General features: G+C 74.2%; 19 protein-coding genes. 14 read left to right on the top strand and 5 right to left on the bottom strand.

Annotated features, from left to right (window positions below; all coding sequences use genetic code 11):
• Positions 1–30: 30 nt before the first annotated feature.
• The 3 genes from ACZ6S5_RS08860 to ACZ6S5_RS08850 all read left to right on the top strand — a co-directional run bounded on the left by ACZ6S5_RS08860 (position 31) and on the right by ACZ6S5_RS08850 (position 3524).
• Positions 31–804, top strand: a complete 774-nt coding sequence (locus ACZ6S5_RS08860) for a hypothetical protein (RefSeq protein ID WP_465999244.1) — start codon at positions 31–33, stop codon at positions 802–804.
• Between the two features lie 5 nt (positions 805–809).
• Positions 810–1805, top strand: a complete 996-nt coding sequence (locus ACZ6S5_RS08855) for a nucleoside triphosphate pyrophosphohydrolase (protein ID WP_465999243.1) — start codon at positions 810–812, stop codon at positions 1803–1805.
• Between the two features lie 99 nt (positions 1806–1904).
• Entirely contained in the window at positions 1905–3524 is a 1620-nt protein-coding gene (locus ACZ6S5_RS08850; protein WP_465999242.1) for a DUF885 domain-containing protein, read from the top strand.
• Between the two features lie 4 nt (positions 3525–3528).
• Here ACZ6S5_RS08850 and mgtA read toward each other — a convergent pair whose 3' ends face one another.
• The 3 genes from mgtA to ACZ6S5_RS08835 form a co-directional block, all read right to left on the bottom strand.
• Positions 3529–6159 carry a magnesium-translocating P-type ATPase gene (gene mgtA, locus ACZ6S5_RS08845; RefSeq protein ID WP_465999240.1) on the bottom strand — a complete coding sequence of 877 codons (2631 nt, stop codon included), beginning with the start codon at positions 6157–6159 and terminating at the stop codon, positions 3529–3531.
• Positions 6160–6328: 169 nt separating this feature from the next.
• On the bottom strand, positions 6329–7237 hold the full coding sequence (gene nudC / locus ACZ6S5_RS08840) for an NAD(+) diphosphatase (protein ID WP_465999238.1): 909 nt from the start codon (positions 7235–7237) through the stop codon (positions 6329–6331).
• On the bottom strand, positions 7234–7926 hold the full coding sequence (locus ACZ6S5_RS08835) for a hypothetical protein (RefSeq protein ID WP_465999236.1): 693 nt from the start codon (positions 7924–7926) through the stop codon (positions 7234–7236). Before ACZ6S5_RS08835 ends, nudC begins: the two co-directional genes overlap by 4 nt.
• 211 nt (positions 7927–8137) lie before the next feature.
• Between ACZ6S5_RS08835 and eno the strand changes: the two genes are divergently transcribed.
• The 7 genes from eno to ACZ6S5_RS08800 all read left to right on the top strand — a co-directional run bounded on the left by eno (position 8138) and on the right by ACZ6S5_RS08800 (position 13946).
• Positions 8138–9421 (top strand): phosphopyruvate hydratase, encoded by a 1284-nt coding sequence (gene eno / locus ACZ6S5_RS08830; protein ID WP_465999234.1) that lies wholly within the window; start codon positions 8138–8140, stop codon positions 9419–9421.
• 29 nt (positions 9422–9450) lie between these two features.
• Positions 9451–10086 carry an FtsB family cell division protein gene (locus ACZ6S5_RS08825; protein ID WP_465999232.1) on the top strand — a complete coding sequence of 212 codons (636 nt, stop codon included), beginning with the start codon at positions 9451–9453 and terminating at the stop codon, positions 10084–10086.
• A 23-nt stretch (positions 10087–10109) separates the two neighbouring features.
• Positions 10110–10667, top strand: a complete 558-nt coding sequence (locus ACZ6S5_RS08820) for a DUF501 domain-containing protein (protein ID WP_465999230.1) — start codon at positions 10110–10112, stop codon at positions 10665–10667.
• Position 10668: 1 nt separating this feature from the next.
• Complete coding sequence (locus tag ACZ6S5_RS08815) at positions 10669–11181, top strand: amino-acid N-acetyltransferase (RefSeq protein WP_465999228.1); 513 nt, start codon at positions 10669–10671, stop codon at positions 11179–11181.
• A gap of 33 nt (positions 11182–11214) precedes the next feature.
• Positions 11215–12504: a hypothetical protein gene (locus ACZ6S5_RS08810; RefSeq protein ID WP_465999226.1), complete on the top strand. Its 1290-nt coding sequence runs from the start codon at positions 11215–11217 to the stop codon at positions 12502–12504.
• A gap of 102 nt (positions 12505–12606) precedes the next feature.
• Positions 12607–13536 (top strand): Ppx/GppA phosphatase family protein, encoded by a 930-nt coding sequence (locus tag ACZ6S5_RS08805; RefSeq protein WP_465999434.1) that lies wholly within the window; start codon positions 12607–12609, stop codon positions 13534–13536.
• A gap of 56 nt (positions 13537–13592) precedes the next feature.
• The gene (locus ACZ6S5_RS08800) at positions 13593–13946 is read left to right on the top strand and encodes a VOC family protein (protein ID WP_465999224.1); all 354 of its coding nucleotides are present in this window, start codon (positions 13593–13595) and stop codon (positions 13944–13946) included.
• Between the two features lie 18 nt (positions 13947–13964).
• On the opposite strand, the gene ACZ6S5_RS08795 is transcribed toward ACZ6S5_RS08800, so the two are convergent.
• Positions 13965–14621, bottom strand: coding sequence for a hypothetical protein (locus tag ACZ6S5_RS08795; RefSeq protein WP_465999222.1), 657 nt, complete (start codon positions 14619–14621; stop codon positions 13965–13967).
• A gap of 77 nt (positions 14622–14698) precedes the next feature.
• Positions 14699–15328, bottom strand: a complete 630-nt coding sequence (locus tag ACZ6S5_RS08790; protein WP_465999220.1) for a LysE family translocator — start codon at positions 15326–15328, stop codon at positions 14699–14701.
• A gap of 83 nt (positions 15329–15411) precedes the next feature.
• Between ACZ6S5_RS08790 and ACZ6S5_RS08785 the strand changes: the two genes are divergently transcribed.
• The 4 genes from ACZ6S5_RS08785 to ACZ6S5_RS08770 all read left to right on the top strand — a co-directional run bounded on the left by ACZ6S5_RS08785 (position 15412) and on the right by ACZ6S5_RS08770 (position 18426).
• On the top strand, positions 15412–15744 hold the full coding sequence (locus ACZ6S5_RS08785; RefSeq protein ID WP_091114372.1) for a PadR family transcriptional regulator: 333 nt from the start codon (positions 15412–15414) through the stop codon (positions 15742–15744).
• Positions 15741–16721, top strand: coding sequence for an HAAS signaling domain-containing protein (locus ACZ6S5_RS08780; protein WP_465999218.1), 981 nt, complete (start codon positions 15741–15743; stop codon positions 16719–16721). Before ACZ6S5_RS08785 ends, ACZ6S5_RS08780 begins: the two co-directional genes overlap by 4 nt.
• A 285-nt stretch (positions 16722–17006) precedes the next feature.
• The gene (locus tag ACZ6S5_RS08775) at positions 17007–17693 is read left to right on the top strand and encodes a dienelactone hydrolase family protein (RefSeq protein WP_465999216.1); all 687 of its coding nucleotides are present in this window, start codon (positions 17007–17009) and stop codon (positions 17691–17693) included.
• Positions 17686–18426 carry a uracil-DNA glycosylase gene (locus ACZ6S5_RS08770; protein ID WP_465999214.1) on the top strand — a complete coding sequence of 247 codons (741 nt, stop codon included), beginning with the start codon at positions 17686–17688 and terminating at the stop codon, positions 18424–18426. Before ACZ6S5_RS08775 ends, ACZ6S5_RS08770 begins: the two co-directional genes overlap by 8 nt.
• Positions 18427–18442 lie beyond the last annotated feature (16 nt).

Genomic DNA, 18442 nt, shown 5'->3' with positions numbered 1-18442 from the left:
CCGCGTATCGGCCGTGAGAGAGTGGCCGTCATGCGTGCTCGCCGTCTCTTCGCCGCCGCCAGCGTCGCGGCCCTCGCTGCCCTCTCCCTCGCCGCCTGCGGCCGGTCCGCACCGGACGTCGCCGCCTACGTCGGGGACACCCGGTACTCGATCGACCGGGTGGACGGGATCTACGACGACGCCCAGGCGCAGTACGCCGACGCGGTCCGCAGCCAGCGGACGGCGACGGGCGCCACGCCGGCGCCGGAGGAGCTGCGTTCCGCGGTGACCCGACAGGACGTGCTGAACCTGCTGATCGCCGTCGACCTGGGCAAGCGGGTGGTGGCCGAGAAGCACATCCAGGTGGACGACGAGGTCTCCCCGGAGCAGCTCCAGGCGCAGCTGCAGATGCCGGCCAGCGCCGAGTACGCCAAGCTCTGGGGCGAGTGGGTGGACATCTCCAACGCGCTCCAGCAGAAGCTGCCGCCGGCCGACCTGAGCGATGACGCGATCATGGCCGTCTACCAGGCCATCGCCAAGACCGGTGCGATCCGGTCCGGGCTGTCGGTCGCCCAGGTCAAGGAGGCGTTCGGCGAGGGCGGGTTCGTGCGCAGCGCCACCGCGCTCAGCGCGGCGCTGCACGAGGAGGCGGAGAAGGTCGACACCTCGGTCAACCCGAAGTACGGCCCGATCGGCCTGCCGTCGGTGGTCAGCACCGGCCAGTCGCTGGTCTTCTACGCGCTGCCCTACATCAACCACGACGGCCCGGTCACCGACATCTCGACCCCCGAGGCACCGGAGACCAGCGCCCCGGTCAACCCCTGAGCGGCATGACGGCACGGATCGTCCTGCTGGTCACCTCGCCCCGGCTGCCGGCCGGCCTGCTGACCGCGGCCGCCTGGGACGTCGTACGCGCTGCACCGGTGTTGTCCGGCGCGGAGAGCGAGCTGACCCGGGTGGTCCGGACGGCGGGCGCCGAGGTCGGCGTGATCGCCGAGGGCGCGACACAGGCGTTGCTCGACGCGGCGACGGCCCACGGCACGGCGGTCTGGCTGGCCGGCCCGACCGGCGACGAGGCCCTCGCCCGGGAGCTGGGGCTGCGGCTGGCGCGCGAGCCGGGCCTGGCCGAGCTGGAGCTGATGTACGGCTCCTGGGACCCGCCGGGTGCCCGGCTGCTCGACGCGGTCGAGGTGATGGACCGCCTCGCCTCCCCGGGGGGTGACCCGTGGAAGCGGGCGCAGACCCACCGCAGCCTCGCCGGCTTCCTGCTCGAGGAGTGCTACGAGGCGTACGACGCGATCAGCGCCGACGACACCGACGCGCTCCGCGAGGAGCTGGGCGACGTGCTGCTCCAGGTGCTGCTGCACGCCCGGCTCGCCGAGGAGCTGCCGGAGGGGAAGCGCTGGACCGTCGACGACGTGGCCGGCGGCCTGGTCGACAAGATGGTCCGCCGCAACCCGCACGTCTTCTCCGGTGAGCAGGCCGGTTCGCTGGAGGAGATCGAGGCGAACTGGGAGCGGATCAAGCGGGCGGAGAAGACCCGGGAGTCCGTGCTCGACGGCATTGCGCTGAGCCAGCCCGCCCTGTCCCTGGCCGCGAAGATCCTGGACCGGGCCGGCCGGATCGGCCTCGCCGTGCCACCCCCGCTGGCCGACTCCCAGGTGGACCCCGAGGCCCGGCTCGGCGCCGGCCTCCTGTCGACGGTCGCCGCCGCCCGACAGGCAGGAATCGACCCCGAGGCCGCCCTCCGCCGCGCCACCCTCGCCTACGCCGACGCCGTCCGCGCCGCCGAACGCCGCACCCCACCCCCGGGCAACCAGGATTGATCATGAGGTTAGCGGCGTGAAACGCCCGTTTCGCCGCGGCTCACTTCATGATCAATAAATGGGCGGCCGGCGTGGGTGGCGGTCGGTAGGGTCTTGCGCATGGAGTCGTTCGTGCCGCTCGCGGAGCGGATCGTGGAGGCGTTGCTGGAGAGCCGGCCCGGGCTGGCCACGTCCGTCGGGGACCACCGGTACGACGACCGGCTGCCCGACCTCTCCGCCGATGCCCTCGCCGCGGACCAGGCAATGCTCAAGGACGCGGCCGACGCGCTCTCCGAGATCGACCCCGACTCGCTCGACGTCGACGAGCGGGTCGACCACGCGCTGCTGAGCAGCCTCGTCGACCGGGGGCTGTTCGAGGCGACCGAGATCCGCGCGCACGAGTGGGACCCGCTGCGGCACAACCCCGGCCCGCTGCTGCACGACCTGCTGGCCCGCCCGTTCGCCCCCGCCGAGGTGCGGCTGGAGAGCCTGGCCGGCCGGCTGTCGGCGATGCCGGACGCCCTGGCCACCGCCCGCGCCACCCTGCGCGACATGCCCAGGATCCACGCGGAGACGGCGGTCGGGCAGTTCACCGGCACCGCCGCGCTGATCCGGGACGAGGTGCCGGGGCTACTGGCCGAGGCGCCGGCGATGTACGACCGGGTCGAGCCGGCGGCCACCGCGGCGATCGCCGCGCTGGAGGAGTTCGTGGCGTGGCTGCGGATGGGGCTCGCCGCCGACGCCGGCCCCGGGCGCGACCCCCGGCTGGGCCGGCGGCGCTGGGAGGCGCGGCTCTGGCACACCCTCGACACCGAGCTGAGCGCCGCCGAGGTCCAGCGCCGGGCCTGGGACAACCTGGAGCGGGTCACCGCCGAGATCCGCGCGGCGGCCGCCGAGCTGGTCGGCGGCCCGGCCGACGACGAGACGGTACGCCGGGCGCTGGACCTGCTCGCCGCCGAGCACCCCGACGACGCCACCATCGTGGACCTCGCCTCGGTCTCGCTCGACGAGACGACCGACTTCGTCCGGGCGCACGACCTGATCAGCCTGGTCGACGACCCGTGCGTGATCCAGGAGATGCCGGAGTTCGCCCGGGGCGTGGCGGTGGCGTACTGCGACTCGCCGGGCCCGCTGGAGACCGCCGCCGTGCCGACCTTCTACTGCATCGCGCCCACCCCGGCGGACTGGCCGGCGCAGCGGGTCGAGTCGTTCTACCGCGAGTACAACGACCACATGATCCGGAACCTGACCGTGCACGAGGCGATGCCCGGTCACTTCCTCCAGCTCGCCCACGCCCGCCGGTACGCCGGCCCGACCCGGGTCCGGCCGCTCACCGAGTCGGGCGTGTTCATCGAGGGCTGGGCCGTCTACACCGAGGAGCTGATGGTCCGGCACGGCTTCGGCGGGCTGCCGGTCCGGCTCCAGCAGCTCAAGATGCAGCTCCGGATGACCATCAACGCGCTGCTCGACCAGCTCGTGCACTGCGAGGACCTGCCCGAGGCGGAGGCGATGGCGCTGATGACCGGGCGGGGCTTCCAGGAGGAGGGCGAGGCGGCCGGCAAGTGGCGGCGGGCGTTGCTCACCTCCACCCAGCTCTCCACCTACTTCGTCGGCTACAGCGAGATGGCCGACATCGCCCGCGCCCGGCCCGACGGGGTGTCGGTACGCGACTGGCACGACGCGATGCTGGCGCACGACTGCCCGCCGCCCCGCCACCTGCGCACCCTGCTGGGGATCTGACCACCTAACGGCTGCTGAATCTCGCGGCCCGGCGGTGGGTGCGCCGACGGTGCACCGCCGCCGGTTCGCGGCGCCCCGGGCGGAGCAGGTCGGAGGAGGCGAACAGCGTCCGCTTCGTCACCTCCACCAGCGCCAGGTACGCCGCCACCAGCCCCACCAGCACCGGCAGGAAGATCGCCGGCAGCGGGCGGAAGCCGAGCGCCCCGGCCACCGGCAGGTACGGGATCAGCCACGCCGCCGCGACCGCGCCCAGCGCGGCGAGCAGCAGGGCGCGGCTGGGTCGGCTGCGCCAGAACGGGCTGGTGTGCGTACGGATGGCGAACACCACCAGTGTCTGGGTCGCCAGCGACTCCACGAACCAGCCGGTGCGGAACTCGACCGGCCCGGCGTGCAGCACGCTGAGCAGCAGCGCGAAGGTGAGGAAGTCGAAGAGCGAGGAGAGCGGCCCGAAGGTCAGCATGAACCGGCGGATCTCCCGCAGGTCCCAGTGCGCCGGCCGGGCGAGCTGGTCGGCGTCGACCCGGTCGGTGGGGATGGCCACCTGGCTCAGGTCGTAGATCAGGTTGTTCAGCAGGATCTGCGAGGGCAGCATCGGCAGGAACGACAGGAAGGCCGACGCCCCGGCCGCGCTGAACATGTTGCCGAAGTTGCTGGACGTGCCCATCAGCACGTACTTGATGGTGTTGGCGAAGATCCGCCGGCCCTCGGTGACCCCGTCGGCGAGCACGTCGAGGTCCTTCTCCAGCAGGAGCACGTCGGCCGCGTCCTTGGCCACGTCGGTGCCGCCGGCCACCGAGATGCCGATGTCGGCGGCGTGCAGGGCGAGCGCGTCGTTCACCCCGTCGCCGAGGAACGCCACGTCCCGGCCGGCGGCCCGCTGGGCGTGCACCAGCCGGGCCTTGTCCTCGGGGGAGACCCGGGCGAAGACCGTGGTGGCCTCGATCGCCGCCGGCAGCGCCGCGTCGTCGATCCCGGCCAGCTCGGCGCCGGTCAGCACCCCGGTCATCGGCAGGCCGAGCTGGGCGCAGACCCGGACCGCGACCGCCGGATGGTCACCGGTGATCACCTTGACGCTGATGCCCAGCCGGGCGAGCCGGTCCAGTGCCGCCCGGGCGTCCGGCTTCGGCGGGTCCAGGAAGACCAGCAGCCCGCCGAAGGCGAGGTCGCGCTCGTCGTCCGGCCCGATGCCGGTCAGGCCCGGGGCGGGACGGCCGGCCACCGCGACCACCCGGCCACCGCCGGCCAGCCGTTCGTCGAGGGCGCGCCGCGCCGCCTCCGGTACGTCCCGGCAGAGCGCCATCACCTCCTCGGCCGCGCCCTTGGTCACCAGCATCCGCCCGTCCGGCCCGTCCACCAGCACGCTCACCCGGCGGCGCTGATGGTCGAACGGGAGCAGCCCCACCCGCCGGTACGCGGCCACCGGCTGGGCCGCGGCGCCGGGCGCCGCCCAGAGCGCCCGGTCCATCGGGTTGCCGTCGCCGCCGGTGGTGGCCTCGTTGGCGAGCAGCCCGGCCAGCAACACGTGCTCGTCGGGCCGACCGTCCGGGCCGAGGGTCTCGGTGAGGCTGAGCCGCCCGTCGGTGAGGGTGCCGGTCTTGTCGGTGAAGAGCACCTCGACGTTGCCCAGGTCCTCCACGCAGACCAGCCGCTTCACCAGCACCCGGCGCCGGGCGAGGGCACGGGTGCCCGCCGCCAGGCTGGCGGTGACGATCGCGGGGAGCAGTTGCGGGGTGATGCCCACGGCGATGGCCAGGCTGAACAGCACGGCGTCGATCACCGGCCGGTGCAGCACCAGGTTGATCACGAAGATCACCGCGGTGAGGACACCCGCCACCCGGGCCAGCATCAGCGAGAACCGGCGCAGCCCGCGCTGGAACTCCGTCTCGCCCTGCCGCCCGCCGAGGCCGGCCGCGATCCGCCCGAACGCGGTGTGCCCGGCCGTGGCAACCACCACGCCCAGGCCCGAGCCGGCCCGGACCACCGTGCCCATCAGCGCGCAGGAGGCCAGGTCGTCCAGGGCGGCCCCGGTGGGCACCGGGGCCGGGTCCTTGGCCACCGCCACCGACTCGCCGGTGAGCACCGACTCGTCGCACTCCAGCCGGTGCGTCTCGGTGAGCCGCAGGTCCGCCGGGACCACCGCGCCGAGGTCGATCCGCACCACGTCGCCGGGGACCAGGTCGACCACGTCGACCACCTCGGTCCGGCCGGCCCGGACCACCGGCACGGTGTGGCGGATCCGGTCGTGCAGCGCCGCCCCGGCCCGCTCCGCCCGGTACTCGTTGACGAAGCCGAACCCCACGCTGACGGCCAGGATCACGCCGATGACCAGCGCGTCCGTGCGTTCCCCGACGAAGTAGGAGACGGTGGCGGCGACCAGCAGCAGGCCCAGCAGGGCCGAGCGGAACTGCCGGACCAGCACCGCCGCGGCGGAGACCCGGTGGGTGCGGACCGCGTTCGGGCCCAGCCGGGACCGGCGCCGGAGCACCTCCTCCGGGGCGAGCCCGGCCGGGCCGGTCCCGAGCGCGGCGTGCACCCGGTCGACCGGGAGGGGCGCCGCCTCGGTCACCGGCAGCCAGCCCTCGTCCCGCCGCGCCTCGGCCTGCCGCACCGCCACCGTTCCCGTCGTCCGACCCATCGAGCGGGCCCCCTCACCCATTGCACACCCGGGCTCGACCGCCCGGGCCAGCATCCGCCGCACCGGCGGGCCCGGGTCAGGGCCGTCCGGCCCGTCGTTCGGGGGCGGGTGGGCCGCGTCCCGGGCACGGTCGGGCCGGCGCGGCGGGTGTCGGCGGGTCCGCGTGGGTTCAGCGCGGCGCGCGGGCGGCGACCGCGTCGATCAGCCAGCGCGAGATGGAGTACGCCGGAGGCAGCTCCGTGGGCAGCGCGTCCACCGGGAACCAGCGCGCCTCGGTCAGCTCCTTCGAGTCGACCACCGGCTCGGCGTCCGGCTCGGTGACGGTGGCGGTGAAGCCGGCCAGCAGGGTCCCCGGACCGGACATCGCCCAGGGCTGGCTGTCCACGTACCGGGGCCGCCCGATGGTGAGCCCGACCTCCTCGCCCACCTCCCGGTGGGCGGCCGCCTCCAGTGACTCGCCGGCCTCGACGAACCCGGCCACCAGCGCCCACAGCTCGGTCGGCCCGTACGCGTGCCGGACCAGCAGCAGCTCGTCGGGGCCGCCGGTCCGGCCGGGGCGGGTGATCGCCACCAGCACCGCGACGGAGAGCGGCACGAACCCGGTCAGTCCGCAGCCGGGGCAGCGCCGGGCGGTCTCGCCCGGTACGTCGGCCAGTTCCTCCCGGCAGGCCCCGCACCACCGGTGCGTACGCCGCCAGGTGACCACGGCGAGCGCCCGCCCGGCCAGGTCGGCCAGCGGCGCCGGCAGCTCGGTGGCGAGGCTCCGCCAGCCGCGCCAGCGGCCGGCCAGCGTCTCCGGGTCGGCCACCTCGACGGCCCAGGCGGGAGTCCCGTCCAGCGTGCCGACCGGCACCCAGTCGAGGTCGGCCGGCAGGTCCCCGATTCGGGGCAGGCCGCCGTCCGGGCCGGTCAGCAGCTTGCGGCCGGCCACCGGCAGCGCCAGGTCGCCGGGGGCGGCCGGCCGGCTCCGGTCGGCGCCCGGCACGAAGCCGCTTCGGCCGTCGGCGGCGCCCCGGCCGTCCGAGGCGGCCCGGCCCGGCCCGGTGGCGTCCGGCGGCCCGGCGGGGCCGGTGGTCACGAGGTGGCCGTGCGGCGGTCGACCACGCCGGCCCCGGGCGGCACGTCGAACGCGGTCGCCTGGACCGTGTCGGTGTACCCGGTCAGCGTGAGCTCGGCCGGCCTGCCGTCCAGGGTGCCGGTGAAGCTGCCCAGCACGCCCTCGGTGGTGACGCAGGCGGTGAAGCGGTCCCCGGAGTGGGTGACGTCGACGCAGGTGGCGTGGTGCCCGGCCAGGGTCGTGTCGCTCTGCTCGATGTCCGCCTCGGGGTCGAGGGCGGCGGCGGTGAGCAGCCGGATCACCGCCGGCGGGGTGACCAGCCCGTGCTTGCGGGCCTCGGCGTAGACGATCACGGACGGCTTGCCGGCGGTCAGCACCGGCGGCGACACCGTGCAGGAGGTGCGCCCGCCGGTGGTCGCGCACCGGGTCACCGCCTGCTGGGTCACCGTGATCTTGCCGTCCGGCCAGGTGTATGACGACTGCAGCGGCTCGGTGGTCTGCGCGATCGAGGCGCTCCGCCCGCCGGCGAGCTGGTAGTCGGCGGCCCAGGTCTGCTCCAGCGACCGGTCCATCCGGGAGGCCAGGTCGTTGACCAGATCGGCCCGCCCCAGCGCGGCTCCGGCGTCGTCGACGGCCTGACAGCCGGTGACCGAGAGCGACGTGATGACCGAGGCGGCGAGCACGCGGAGAGTCGTCGAGGCGGCGGGCATGGTGCCCAGCCTTGTCGATTCACGCAACCTCTTGCAAACCCGTTGCCGGTTGAGGCCCGAGAATCCGGGAATGTCCGTGTCTCCGGGTGGGCCCGGTGCGCCCCGAGCGAGGTGCGCCCGAGCGCCGACCGATACGCTGCGTTCAACACCTGCCTCAGCCGCACCGTCGCGGCCCATACCGGACCGGAACACACAAACGAGGAGCGACTCAGTGGCAACCATCGAGGGAATCGTCGCCCGGGAGATCCTGGACTCGCGGGGCAACCCGACGGTCGAGGTCGAGGTCGGGCTCGACGACGGCACGATCGCCCGCGCCGCGGTGCCGTCCGGCGCCTCCACCGGCGCCTTCGAGGCGATCGAGCTGCGCGACGGTGACAAGGACCGCTACCAGGGCAAGGGTGTCGAGAAGGCGGTCGCCAACATCGAGGACAAGATCGTCGACCAGCTCATCGGGTACGAGGCCAGCGAGCAGCGGCTGATCGACCAGAAGATGATCGACATCGACGGCACGGACAACAAGGCCGAGCTGGGCGCCAACGCCATCCTCGGGGTCTCGCTGGCCGTGGCGAAGGCCGCCGCCGGCAGCGCCGAGCTGAGCCTGTTCCGTTACCTCGGCGGCCCGAACGCGCACCTGCTGCCGGTCCCGATGATGAACATCCTCAACGGTGGCGCGCACGCCGACTCGAACGTCGACATCCAGGAGTTCATGATCGCGCCGATCGGCGCGCCCACCTTCCGGGACGCGCTCCGCTCCGGCGCCGAGGTCTACCACGCGCTGAAGTCGGTGCTGAAGAAGAAGGACCTGTCGACCGGTCTCGGTGACGAGGGTGGCTTCGCGCCGAACCTGCCCACCAACGCCGCCGCGTTGGACCTGATCGCCGAGGCCGTGGAGAAGGCCGGCTACCGGCTGGGCACCGACATCGTCTTCGCCCTCGACGTCGCCGCCACCGAGTTCTTCGACAACGGCACCTACACCTTCGAGGGCAGCGCGAAGACCGCCGAGGAGATGAGCAACTACTACACCAAGCTCGTCGGCGACTACCCGATCGTCTCCATCGAGGACCCGCTGTCCGAGGACGACTGGAGCGGCTGGGCCACCCTCACCGCCGCGCTCGGCGACCGGATCCAGATCGTCGGCGACGACCTCTTCGTCACCAACCCGCAGCGCATCGCCCGGGGCATCACCGAGAAGGCCGCCAACGCGGTGCTGGTGAAGGTCAACCAGATCGGCTCGCTCACCGAGACCCTGGACGCGGTGGACCTGGCCCACCGCGCCGGCTTCATGTGCATGATGAGCCACCGCTCCGGCGAGACCGAGGACACCACCATCGCCGACCTGGCGGTGGCCACCGGCTGCGGCCAGATCAAGACCGGCGCCCCGGCCCGCTCCGACCGGGTCGCCAAATACAACCAGCTCCTGCGGATCGAGGAGGAGCTGGCCGACGCGGCGCGGTACGCCGGCGCCGGCGCGTTCCCGCGCTACCGTTCGGCCTGAGCCATGAGCTCCGGGGGAGGGGTGTGACGATGCAGCAGCGCCGCACACCGGGCGGTCAGCGTCCCGCCCGTCGGCCGGGTCAGGCTGGTCGGCCGGCCGCGGCCCGGGCCCGGTCGTCGGCCCGTGACGGCGGCGTCCGCGCCGAGCCGCGGGCCGCCGGCCGGGCACCGGGCACCGCCCGGACCACCGACGGCGTACGCTCCGCGAGCCGTCCCGCCGCGGCCCGGCGTACCGCGGCCGGCGGCATGGTCAAGCGGCTCACCGCACCCCAACCCCGGCGCTTCACCGGGCGCGCCACCGTGCTCTTCGCGGTGCTGATCGCGCTCGCCCTGGCGTACACCTATCCGGTCCGGGTCTACCTCGACCAGCAGGCGGACATCGAGCGGATGGAGGCCTCCCAGGCCGACCAGCGCCACCGGATCGAGGACCTCTCGGCCGAGGCGGCCAAGTGGAAGGACCGGGCGTACATCGAGACGCAGGCCCGGGAGCGCTTCTTCATGGTCAAGCCGGGCGAGACCCCGCTGGTGGTGCTCTCCGACCCGGAGGGGGCCGCGAAGGACGCCGGCAAGGGCGCGAAGGCGGGGCCGCCGAAGCCGCCCGACCCCTGGTACGACACCCTCTGGTCGAGCGTGCAGGCGGCCAACGCCGAGCGCCCCGACAAGTGAGCACGAACGAGAGACAGGTACCAGTGAGCGTCGTACCACCGCAGGACCCGGCGGCGGGTTCCGTACCCTCGCCGGAACGGCAACCGGCCACCGAGGCCGACCTGGCCGCGGTGGCCGCACAGCTCGGACGCCCGCCGCGCGGCACCCGGGCGGTGGCCCACCGCTGCCCGTGCGGCCTGCCCGACGTGGTGGAGACGACGCCCCGGCTGGCCGACGGGACGCCCTTCCCGACGCTGTTCTACCTGACCTGCCCCCGGGCCACGGCGGCGTGCAGCCGGCTGGAGTCGGCCGGGCTGATGAAGGAGATGGCCGAGCGGCTCGCCGAGAACCCGGAACTGGCCGCCCGCTACCGGGCCGCGCACGAGGACTACCTGGCCCGCCGGGAGGCGATCGGGCAGGTGCCGGAGATCGCCGGCATCTCGGCCGGGGGCATGCCCGGGCGGGTCAAGTGCCTGCACGTCCACCTCGGTCACGCGCTCGCCGCTGGCCCGGGGGTCAACCCGTTCGGCGACGAGACCCTCGCGCTGGTGGAGAAGTGGTGGGCCGCCGGCCCGTGCGTGGACGTGCCGGCGGCGGAGTGAGATGACCGCCGCTGACGAGATCAGCGTCCGCCGGGCCCGGACCGGGGACGTCCGCGGCATCCGGCGGCTGGTCGACACCTACACCGACGACCGGCGGCTGCTCAGCAAGGCCACCGTCACCCTCTACGAGGACGTGCAGGAGTTCCGGGTGGCGGTCATCCCGGACGGCACGGTGGTCGGCTGCGGCGCGCTGCACGTGATGTGGGAGGACCTGGCCGAGATCCGCACGGTCGCGGTGGATCCGGCCTGCCGGGGCCGCAAGATCGGGCACCGGATCGTCGGTGAGCTGATCGACGCGGCGCGCGAGCTGGGCGTGGCCCGGATCTTCGTGCTGACCTTCGAGACCCACTTCTTCGGCTCGTTCGGCTTCCGGGAGATCGACGGCGCGCCGGTGCCGCAGCCGGTCTACGAGCAGCTGCTGCGCTCGTACGACGAGGGTGTGGCCGAGTTCCTCGACCTGGAACGGGTCAAGCCGAACACCCTCGGCAACACCCGGATGCTGCTGCGGCTCTGACCACCCCTTGACCGGTCGGGGCATCCTGGCCGGATGCGGATCGTGGGTTGGGCCGGCCGGGGCGTCGCGGTGCTGGTCGCTCTCGCCGCCCTGCTCGGCGTGGTACGCCTCGTCGCGCCGGCCGTCGCGACCGGCCCGACCGGTCGGCCGCCCGGGGTGGATCGGCAGCTCGGTTACCTCCGCGCCGCGCTGGACGGCGGCGCGGGGGAGGACGCCCAGGCCCTGTTCCCGGAGGGGTGGTTCTTCGCCCACGCGCTCTACGGGCTGGCCAGGGTGGAGAGCGGCATGCGGCTGCCGGTGGCCGAGCGGGGCCCGGCGCTGCGGGAGGCCCGGTGGGCGCTGGAGCGGCTGGAGTCCCCGGCCGGCCGGGCGCCGTTCAGCCCCGACCTCACCCCCGCGTACGGGGTCTTCTACCAGGGCTGGACGAACTGGCTGCGCGGCGGCGTGCTCGCCCTGCAGGCACCGGAGCGGCGCGACCCGGCCGAGGTGCGGCGCTTCGCCGAGGCCTCGGCCGCCCTCGCCGCCGCCTTCGACGCCTCGGCGTCGCCGTACCTGGCGGCGTATCCGGGCCAGGCGTGGCCGGTGGACTCGACGGTGGCGGTGGCCTCGCTGCGGCTGCACGACGCGCTGCTGCCGCCCCGCTTCGCGCCCACGGTCCAGCGCTGGCTGGCGGGCGTACGCCAGCGGCTGGACCCCCGGACCGGTCTGCTGCCGCACCGCGTGGACCTGGCCACCGGGGCACCGGCGGAGGTGGCCCGGGCGACCTCACAGAGCGTCATCCACCGCTTCCTCGGCGAGATCGACCCGGCCTTCGCGCGGGCCCAGTACCTGCGCTTCCGGTCGCTTTACGTGGTGACGCCGCTGGGCCTCGGCCCGGCCGTCCGGGAGTATCCGCGCGGTCTCGACGGTCCGCCCGACGTGGACTCCGGGCCGCTGCCGCTCGGGGTGAGCTTCTCCGCCACCGCGGTCACCCTCGGTGCGGCCCAGGTGCAGGGGGACATGGCGCTGGCCGGGGCGCTGGCGAACTACGGCGAACTGGTCGGCCTGCCGCTGGACACCCCGCACACCAAGCGGTACGCCCTCGGCCTGCTCCCGGTCGGCGACGCCTTCCTGGCCTGGTCGAAGACCGCCCGGCCATGGGTGTCGCCGACGCCCGACCCGCCCCCGCGGACCGTCTCGTGGTGGTGGCGGGTCCCGCTGCTGTCCCTGTTGGCGCTGGTCGGCGCGCTGCCCTGGCTGCCATGGGTCGTGTCTGGGATCCGTCGCCGTCGGCCCGCCGCTGCCCCGGGCGAGGCCGCGTCGGTGGCTCGCGGCGTGCCGTGAGGGCTGTCGCCACCACTGCGACCCGGGTCACCGGTCCGGCCGCCGGCGACCGCGGCGTCTGGTCCAACCGGCTGCCGTAGGGTGGCAGCCGTGACGACGCGCGTGGCCGCCATCGACTGCGGGACCAACTCGATCCGACTGCTGGTCGCCGACCTGCCCGACCCGTCCGCCGGGCCGCGGACGCCGCTGGTCGATTTGCGCCGCCGGATGGAGATCGTTCGGCTCGGCCAGGGCGTCGACCGGACGGGCCGGCTCGCGCCCGAGGCGATCGAGCGCACCCGGGTCGCGCTCGCCGACTATTCGGCGGAGATCGAGAAGCTGGGCGCCGAGCGCGTTCGGATGTGCGCCACCTCGGCGACCCGGGACGCCGCGAACGCCGCCGACTTCCGGGCCATGGTCGAGCAGACCCTCGGCGTGGCCCCCGAGGTGGTCACCGGCGACGAGGAGGCCCGGCTCTCGTTCACCGGTGCGGTCCGTGGCCTGCCCGCCGACGCCGAGCCGCCGTACCTGGTGGTCGACATCGGGGGTGGCTCGACCGAGTTCGTGGTGGGCACCCGCGAGGGTGGGGTGCGGGCGGCCGTGTCGATGGACATCGGCTGCGTCCGAATGACCGAGCGCCACCTGCACGACGACCCGCCGAGCCTCGACGAGATCGCCGCCGCGCAGGCCGACATCGCCGTCGCGGTGGACCGCGCGCTGGAGGTGGTGCCGGGACGCGAGGCCGCCACCCTGGTCGGGCTGGCCGGGTCGGTCACCACCGTGGTCGCCATCGCTCAGGGCCTGCGGGAGTACGACCCGGCCCGCATCCACCACGCCCGGGTGTCGTACGAGCAGGTCGCCGAGGTGACCGCCGACCTGCTGGCGAAGACCCGCGAGCAGCGGCTGGCCATCCCGGTGATGCATCCCGGCCGGGCCGACGTGATCGGCGCGGGCGCCCTGGTGCTCCGAGTGATCATGGAGCGTGCCGGGATGTCCTCGGTGGTCGCCTCCGAGCACGACATCCTCGACGGCATCGCCTGGTCCCTGACCTGAGACCCGCCGCATCAGCCGGCCTCGTCCTCGCGGGCGGAGCCGCCTAGGGTCAGCGGATGGCGGTCCGGCGGATAAAGCCCAACATCCTCTCCGACGACTTCGCGGCGAGTCGCCGTTTCTACCGGGATCTGATCGGGCTCGGCGGCGGTGACGGACTGGACTGGATCCTCTTCTTCGGCGGCGACACCCGGGAGGTCCAGCTCTCGGTGATGAAGCTGGACGTCAAGGCGGGTCTGCACGCCGACGTGTCGATCGAGGTCGACGACGTCGACGACGTGCACGACCGCTGTGTCGCCGCCGGGGCGGAGATCGTCTATCCGCTGACCGACGAGCCGTGGGGGCTGCGCCGGTTCTTCGTCCGCGACCCGAACGGGGCGGTCATCGACGTGACCCAGCACCACCACGACTGACGGCGTGCCGCCGGCGGCTCACCTCGGTGACCGGCGCGGCCAGTCCGACAACCGCCCGAACCGGTCCCCGGTGCCGTCCGGCGACGTGCCGTTCGACAGCGTGCCGGCCCAGTCCGAGCCGCCGGTCCGCACCAGGTCCGGCTCGGGCGGCGAGCCGAGGCCGAGGCCGTCCACGCCCAGCGGCCGGTCCTGTCGCGGCGCGGACGGGATGATCTCGTTCGGTGACAGCGGCGCGGGTGTGTCGGCCAGCGGCTGCGGCCACCGCTGCCACCGGCGGATGCTCACGACCCCGACCAGCAGCAGCGAGCCGACCAGCAGCGCCGTTCCGGTCCGCAGCGGGGTCGCCAGGTCGACCTGGTGGCCGTCCAGGGTCAGTTTGCGGTCGAGCAGCCGCATCATCGAGCTCGGGCTGACCAGCAGACCCAGGTAGGTGGCCGAGTAGGCCAGGCCGGTCAGCGCCGCGCCCAGCGGAGAGAACCGCAGCGTGGCGATGAGCCCGAGCAGGAGCCCGGCGGCCGCCAGCACCAGCGCCGGCCGGACGAAGTCACCGCTGCCCCCGGTGCCCTTTTGAGCCTCTGCGAACGCCTGCGCCGACCGGTCCTGGCCAAGGGCGAAGAGGATCCAGGCCAGCGGACCCACGACGGCTGCGGCGATGACCGTTCCGATGTGTCGCATCCGGGCAAGGTACCGATCTTCCGCCCCGACCAGCAGGGGTCATAAGCGAAACTTAAGTAGCGGACCGGGCGGTGGACTCAGGCGCGTTCGGCGGCGAGCCGGGCGCCGAAGCCGAGCAGGGCCATCCCGGTCAGCCCGTCCAGCCAGCGCCGTACCCGCCGTCGGGAGAGCAGTTCGCGGGCCCGGTTCAGCGCCCCGACCAGCACCAGCAGGTACGCCAGGCTGAGCACCGCGTGGCTGAGCGCGTACGTCAGCAGCACCCCGAGCGGCGCCGGGCCGCCGACGAACTGCGGCAGGACGGCCAGGTAGAACGCCAGCACCTTGGGGTTGGTGATGTTGGACAGGAAGCCCTGCCGGAACCCGGTCAGGGCCTGGTCCGGCGCGGCCGTGGCGTCGCCGGCCAGGGGTGGGTACTCCCCGCGCCAGGCGGACCGCCAGGCCTGCACGCCCAGGTAGACCAGGTACGCGACGCCGGCCCAGCGGATCGTCTCGAACAGCGGTTGGGAGCGGACGATGAGCGCGCCGAGGCCGGCCGCGGCGGCGACGCCCTGCACGGCGTTGGACGTGGTCACGCCGATCGCGCTCCACCGGCCGCGCCGTCGGCCGGCGGCCAGGGTGTTGCGGGTGACCACGGCGAAGTCCGGCCCCGGGATCAGGATCAGCACCGTGGCGAAGACCAGGAACGATGCGTAGCTGCTCCACGACATGCCTCCGACCCTACGACCCGCCGGCGGGGGAAGAGCTACTGTTTTCTTGACGGTACTGTGCAATCCGCACTACCGTGCGAAGCGTGGATACGACACAGCTCCTCAAGGGCGTGCTCGATCTGGCCGTGCTGGCCGTGCTCCGGGACGAGGACGGCTACGGCTACGACATCCTCCGCCGGCTGCGCGAGGCCGGCCTGGAGGAGGTCGGCGACGCCTCGGTCTACGGCACCCTGCGCCGGCTCTTCGCCGCCGGCCTGCTGACCACGTACGTGGTGCCGAGCGAGTCCGGCCCGCACCGCAAGTACTACGCGCTCAACGCCGCCGGCCGGGACCAGCTCGCCCGCTCCGGCAAGACCTGGCGCTCCTTCGCCACCACCATGGACGCACTGCTCGACGATCGGGGGATGGCGGCATGACCGTCACGGGGCAGGAGATCGCGGACTACGTCGACCGGGTGCGGGCCGCCCTGGCCGACCTGCCACCCGACGTCCGCGACGAGTTGACCGAGGACCTGCCGGAGCACCTCGCCGAGGTGGCCGCCGAGACCGACGGCACGCTCGTCGACCGGCTCGGCGAGCCCGAGGCGTACGCGATCGAGTTGCGGGCCGCCGCCGGCGCGGATGTCGCCGCCGGCCGGACGTCGGTGGACCGGCGGCTGGCCGCCGCCGGGCACCGGCTCCGGGTCCGACTCGCCAGGTTCGACGGCCACCTCGGCCCGATCCTCGGGTACGCCTCGGCGAGCGAGTTCCTCCGGTTGCTGCGGCCGGCCTGGTGGGTGCTGCGCGGCTACCTGGCGGCGGCGCTGCTCGCCACGATGGCCGGCGGTGACATGTCCCTGCTGCCCCGGCCGTTCCTCAGCGTGGTCGGTGGGATCATCCTGCTCGCGGCCGCGGTGCTGGTCTCGATCGCGCTCGGCCGCAACGCGGACCGGCTGCGGCGCTGGCCGCGCCGGCTGACCGGGTTCGCCAGCGCGGTGCTGGTGGTGTTCGGGCTGGTCCTGGTGGTCAACCTGGACGACCGTTCGCAGCAGGGCGACTTCCGGTTCGAGGGGATCCAGGTCGACAAGCGGTACGACTCAATCCAGGACGTCTTCGTCTACGACGAGCAGGGCCGGCTGGTCCGCAACGCCCGGCTCTTCGACCAGAACGGCGTGCCGATCCGGCTCGGCTGGCCCACCTGCGTCGACGGGAGCGGGATCGTGCCGCCGCCCCGCAACGTCTACCCGTACTGCCCCGAGCAGGCGCCCTTCGCCCCGCCGTCGCCGTCCACCGCGCCGCCCGTGCCGGCCCCGAGCGCGTCACCCACGACGACGCCGACCGCCGGCGCGACTCCCGGCGCCTCGCCGGCCGGCACCCCCGAACCGGCGGCGCCGACTCCGGTGCCGACCCGCTGAGCCCGTCCCGGCAACCCCGGGAAACCGCTGCCTCCACCGAGGCGGCGTACACCGTGGTCGGTCGGGTCGACCACCAGACCGAGGCGCAGAAGGCCTGACCTTCCCGACCGACCACGACGGCGCGGGCCCCGGCCCGCGCCGTCGCCGTGTCCGGGCCGGCGAACGGGAGGTGAACGCCACTCGTCGCGCGTCTTCCCCGGGCCGTGACCGGCGTGGCAGGCTACCCGCACGTAGCACCCACTGTGCGACCAGCCAACGATGACTGACCGCTAGGAGGACGGGGCAATGGGCGAGATGGTGAGCTTCACCGGCAACGGAGGGACGAGCGAGGGGTATCTCGCGATACCCTCCGGCGGTGCGGCCAGCCCGGCGGTCATCGTCATCCAGGACTGGTGGGGTCTGGTGCCCCACGTACGGGCGGTCGTGGACCGGTTCGCCGAGGCCGGCTTCGTCGCCCTCGCGCCGGACTTCCGGCACGGCGGCCCGGCGAGCAAGCCGAGTGAGCCCCGGCAGATGCTGAACAGCACGCAGATGGACGAGGCCGCGACGGACATCGCCGCGGCCGCCGAGTTCCTCGCCGGCCGCCCCGAGGTCGCCGGCAAGGTCGGCTGCGCCGGGTTCTGCGCCGGGGCCAGCCTGGCCCTGTGGTCCGGCACGTTCTCCGAGCGGATCGTCGCCACCGCCGGGTTCTACCCGCGGCTGCCCTGGGAGGGCATGGGCGCAGACTGGGCCGACTACGCGGGCAAGGCCGCCCTCATCCACTGCTCCGAAGCGGACGGCACCTCCGCCGCCGACGGGGTGCAGAGCGTACGCCGGGCCATCGAGGCCGCCAGCGGCAGTTGCCAGACCTACGACTACCCGGGCACCGCGCACGCGTTCTTCAACGAGGACCGGCCGGAGCACTTCGACCAGCGGGCCGCCGCCACCGCCTGGGCCCGCACGCTGGAACTCTTCCGGGCCAGGCTTGGCTGAGCCGCGTACCCCCGCCGAGGTGGTCGCCCGCGCCGCGCGGGCGACCGACCTGGCCGACCTCGACGGCGCGGTGAGCAACTGCTTCGCCTGCCCGCGCCTGGTCGCCTGGCGGGAGGAGGTGGCCCGGACCAGGCGGGCCGCCTTCCGCGACCAGGAGTACTGGGGCCGGCCGGTGCCCGGCTTCGGCCCGCCCGACGCCCGGATCGGCATCCTCGGCCTGGCGCCGGCCGCGCACGGCGGCAACCGCACCGGCCGGATCTTCACCGGCGACCGCTCCGGCGACGTGCTCTTCGCCGCGCTGCACCGCGCGGGCCTGGCCAACCAGCCGACCAGCGTCGCCGCCGACGACGGCCTCGCCCTGCGCCAGACCCGGATCTTCGCCGCCGTGCGCTGCGCGCCGCCGGACAACAAGCCCACCCCGGTCGAGCGGGACACCTGCGCGCCGTGGCTGCACCGCGAGGTCGCGCTGATCCGGCCCACCCTGCGCGTCGTGGTCGCGCTGGGCGCGTTCGCCTGGGCGGCGTGGTGGCCAGTCCTGCGCGACGTGTACGGGCAGCGGCCGCCCACGCCGCGCCCGGCGTTCGGCCATGGGGCACACTGGTCCGGCGGGTCCGCACCGGAGGTGTTCGGCTGTTACCACGTCAGCCAGCAGAACACCTTCACCGGGCGGTTGACACCGGCGATGTTGGACGAGGTTTTCGCCCGGGCGAAGCGGTTGGCCGGGGTGGACTGAGGAGTGCGTGGGGCGG

It is taken from the genome of Micromonospora sp. NPDC051924 (genome assembly GCF_055586005.1).
This window is presented reverse-complemented; position numbering and strand designations above follow the sequence as displayed.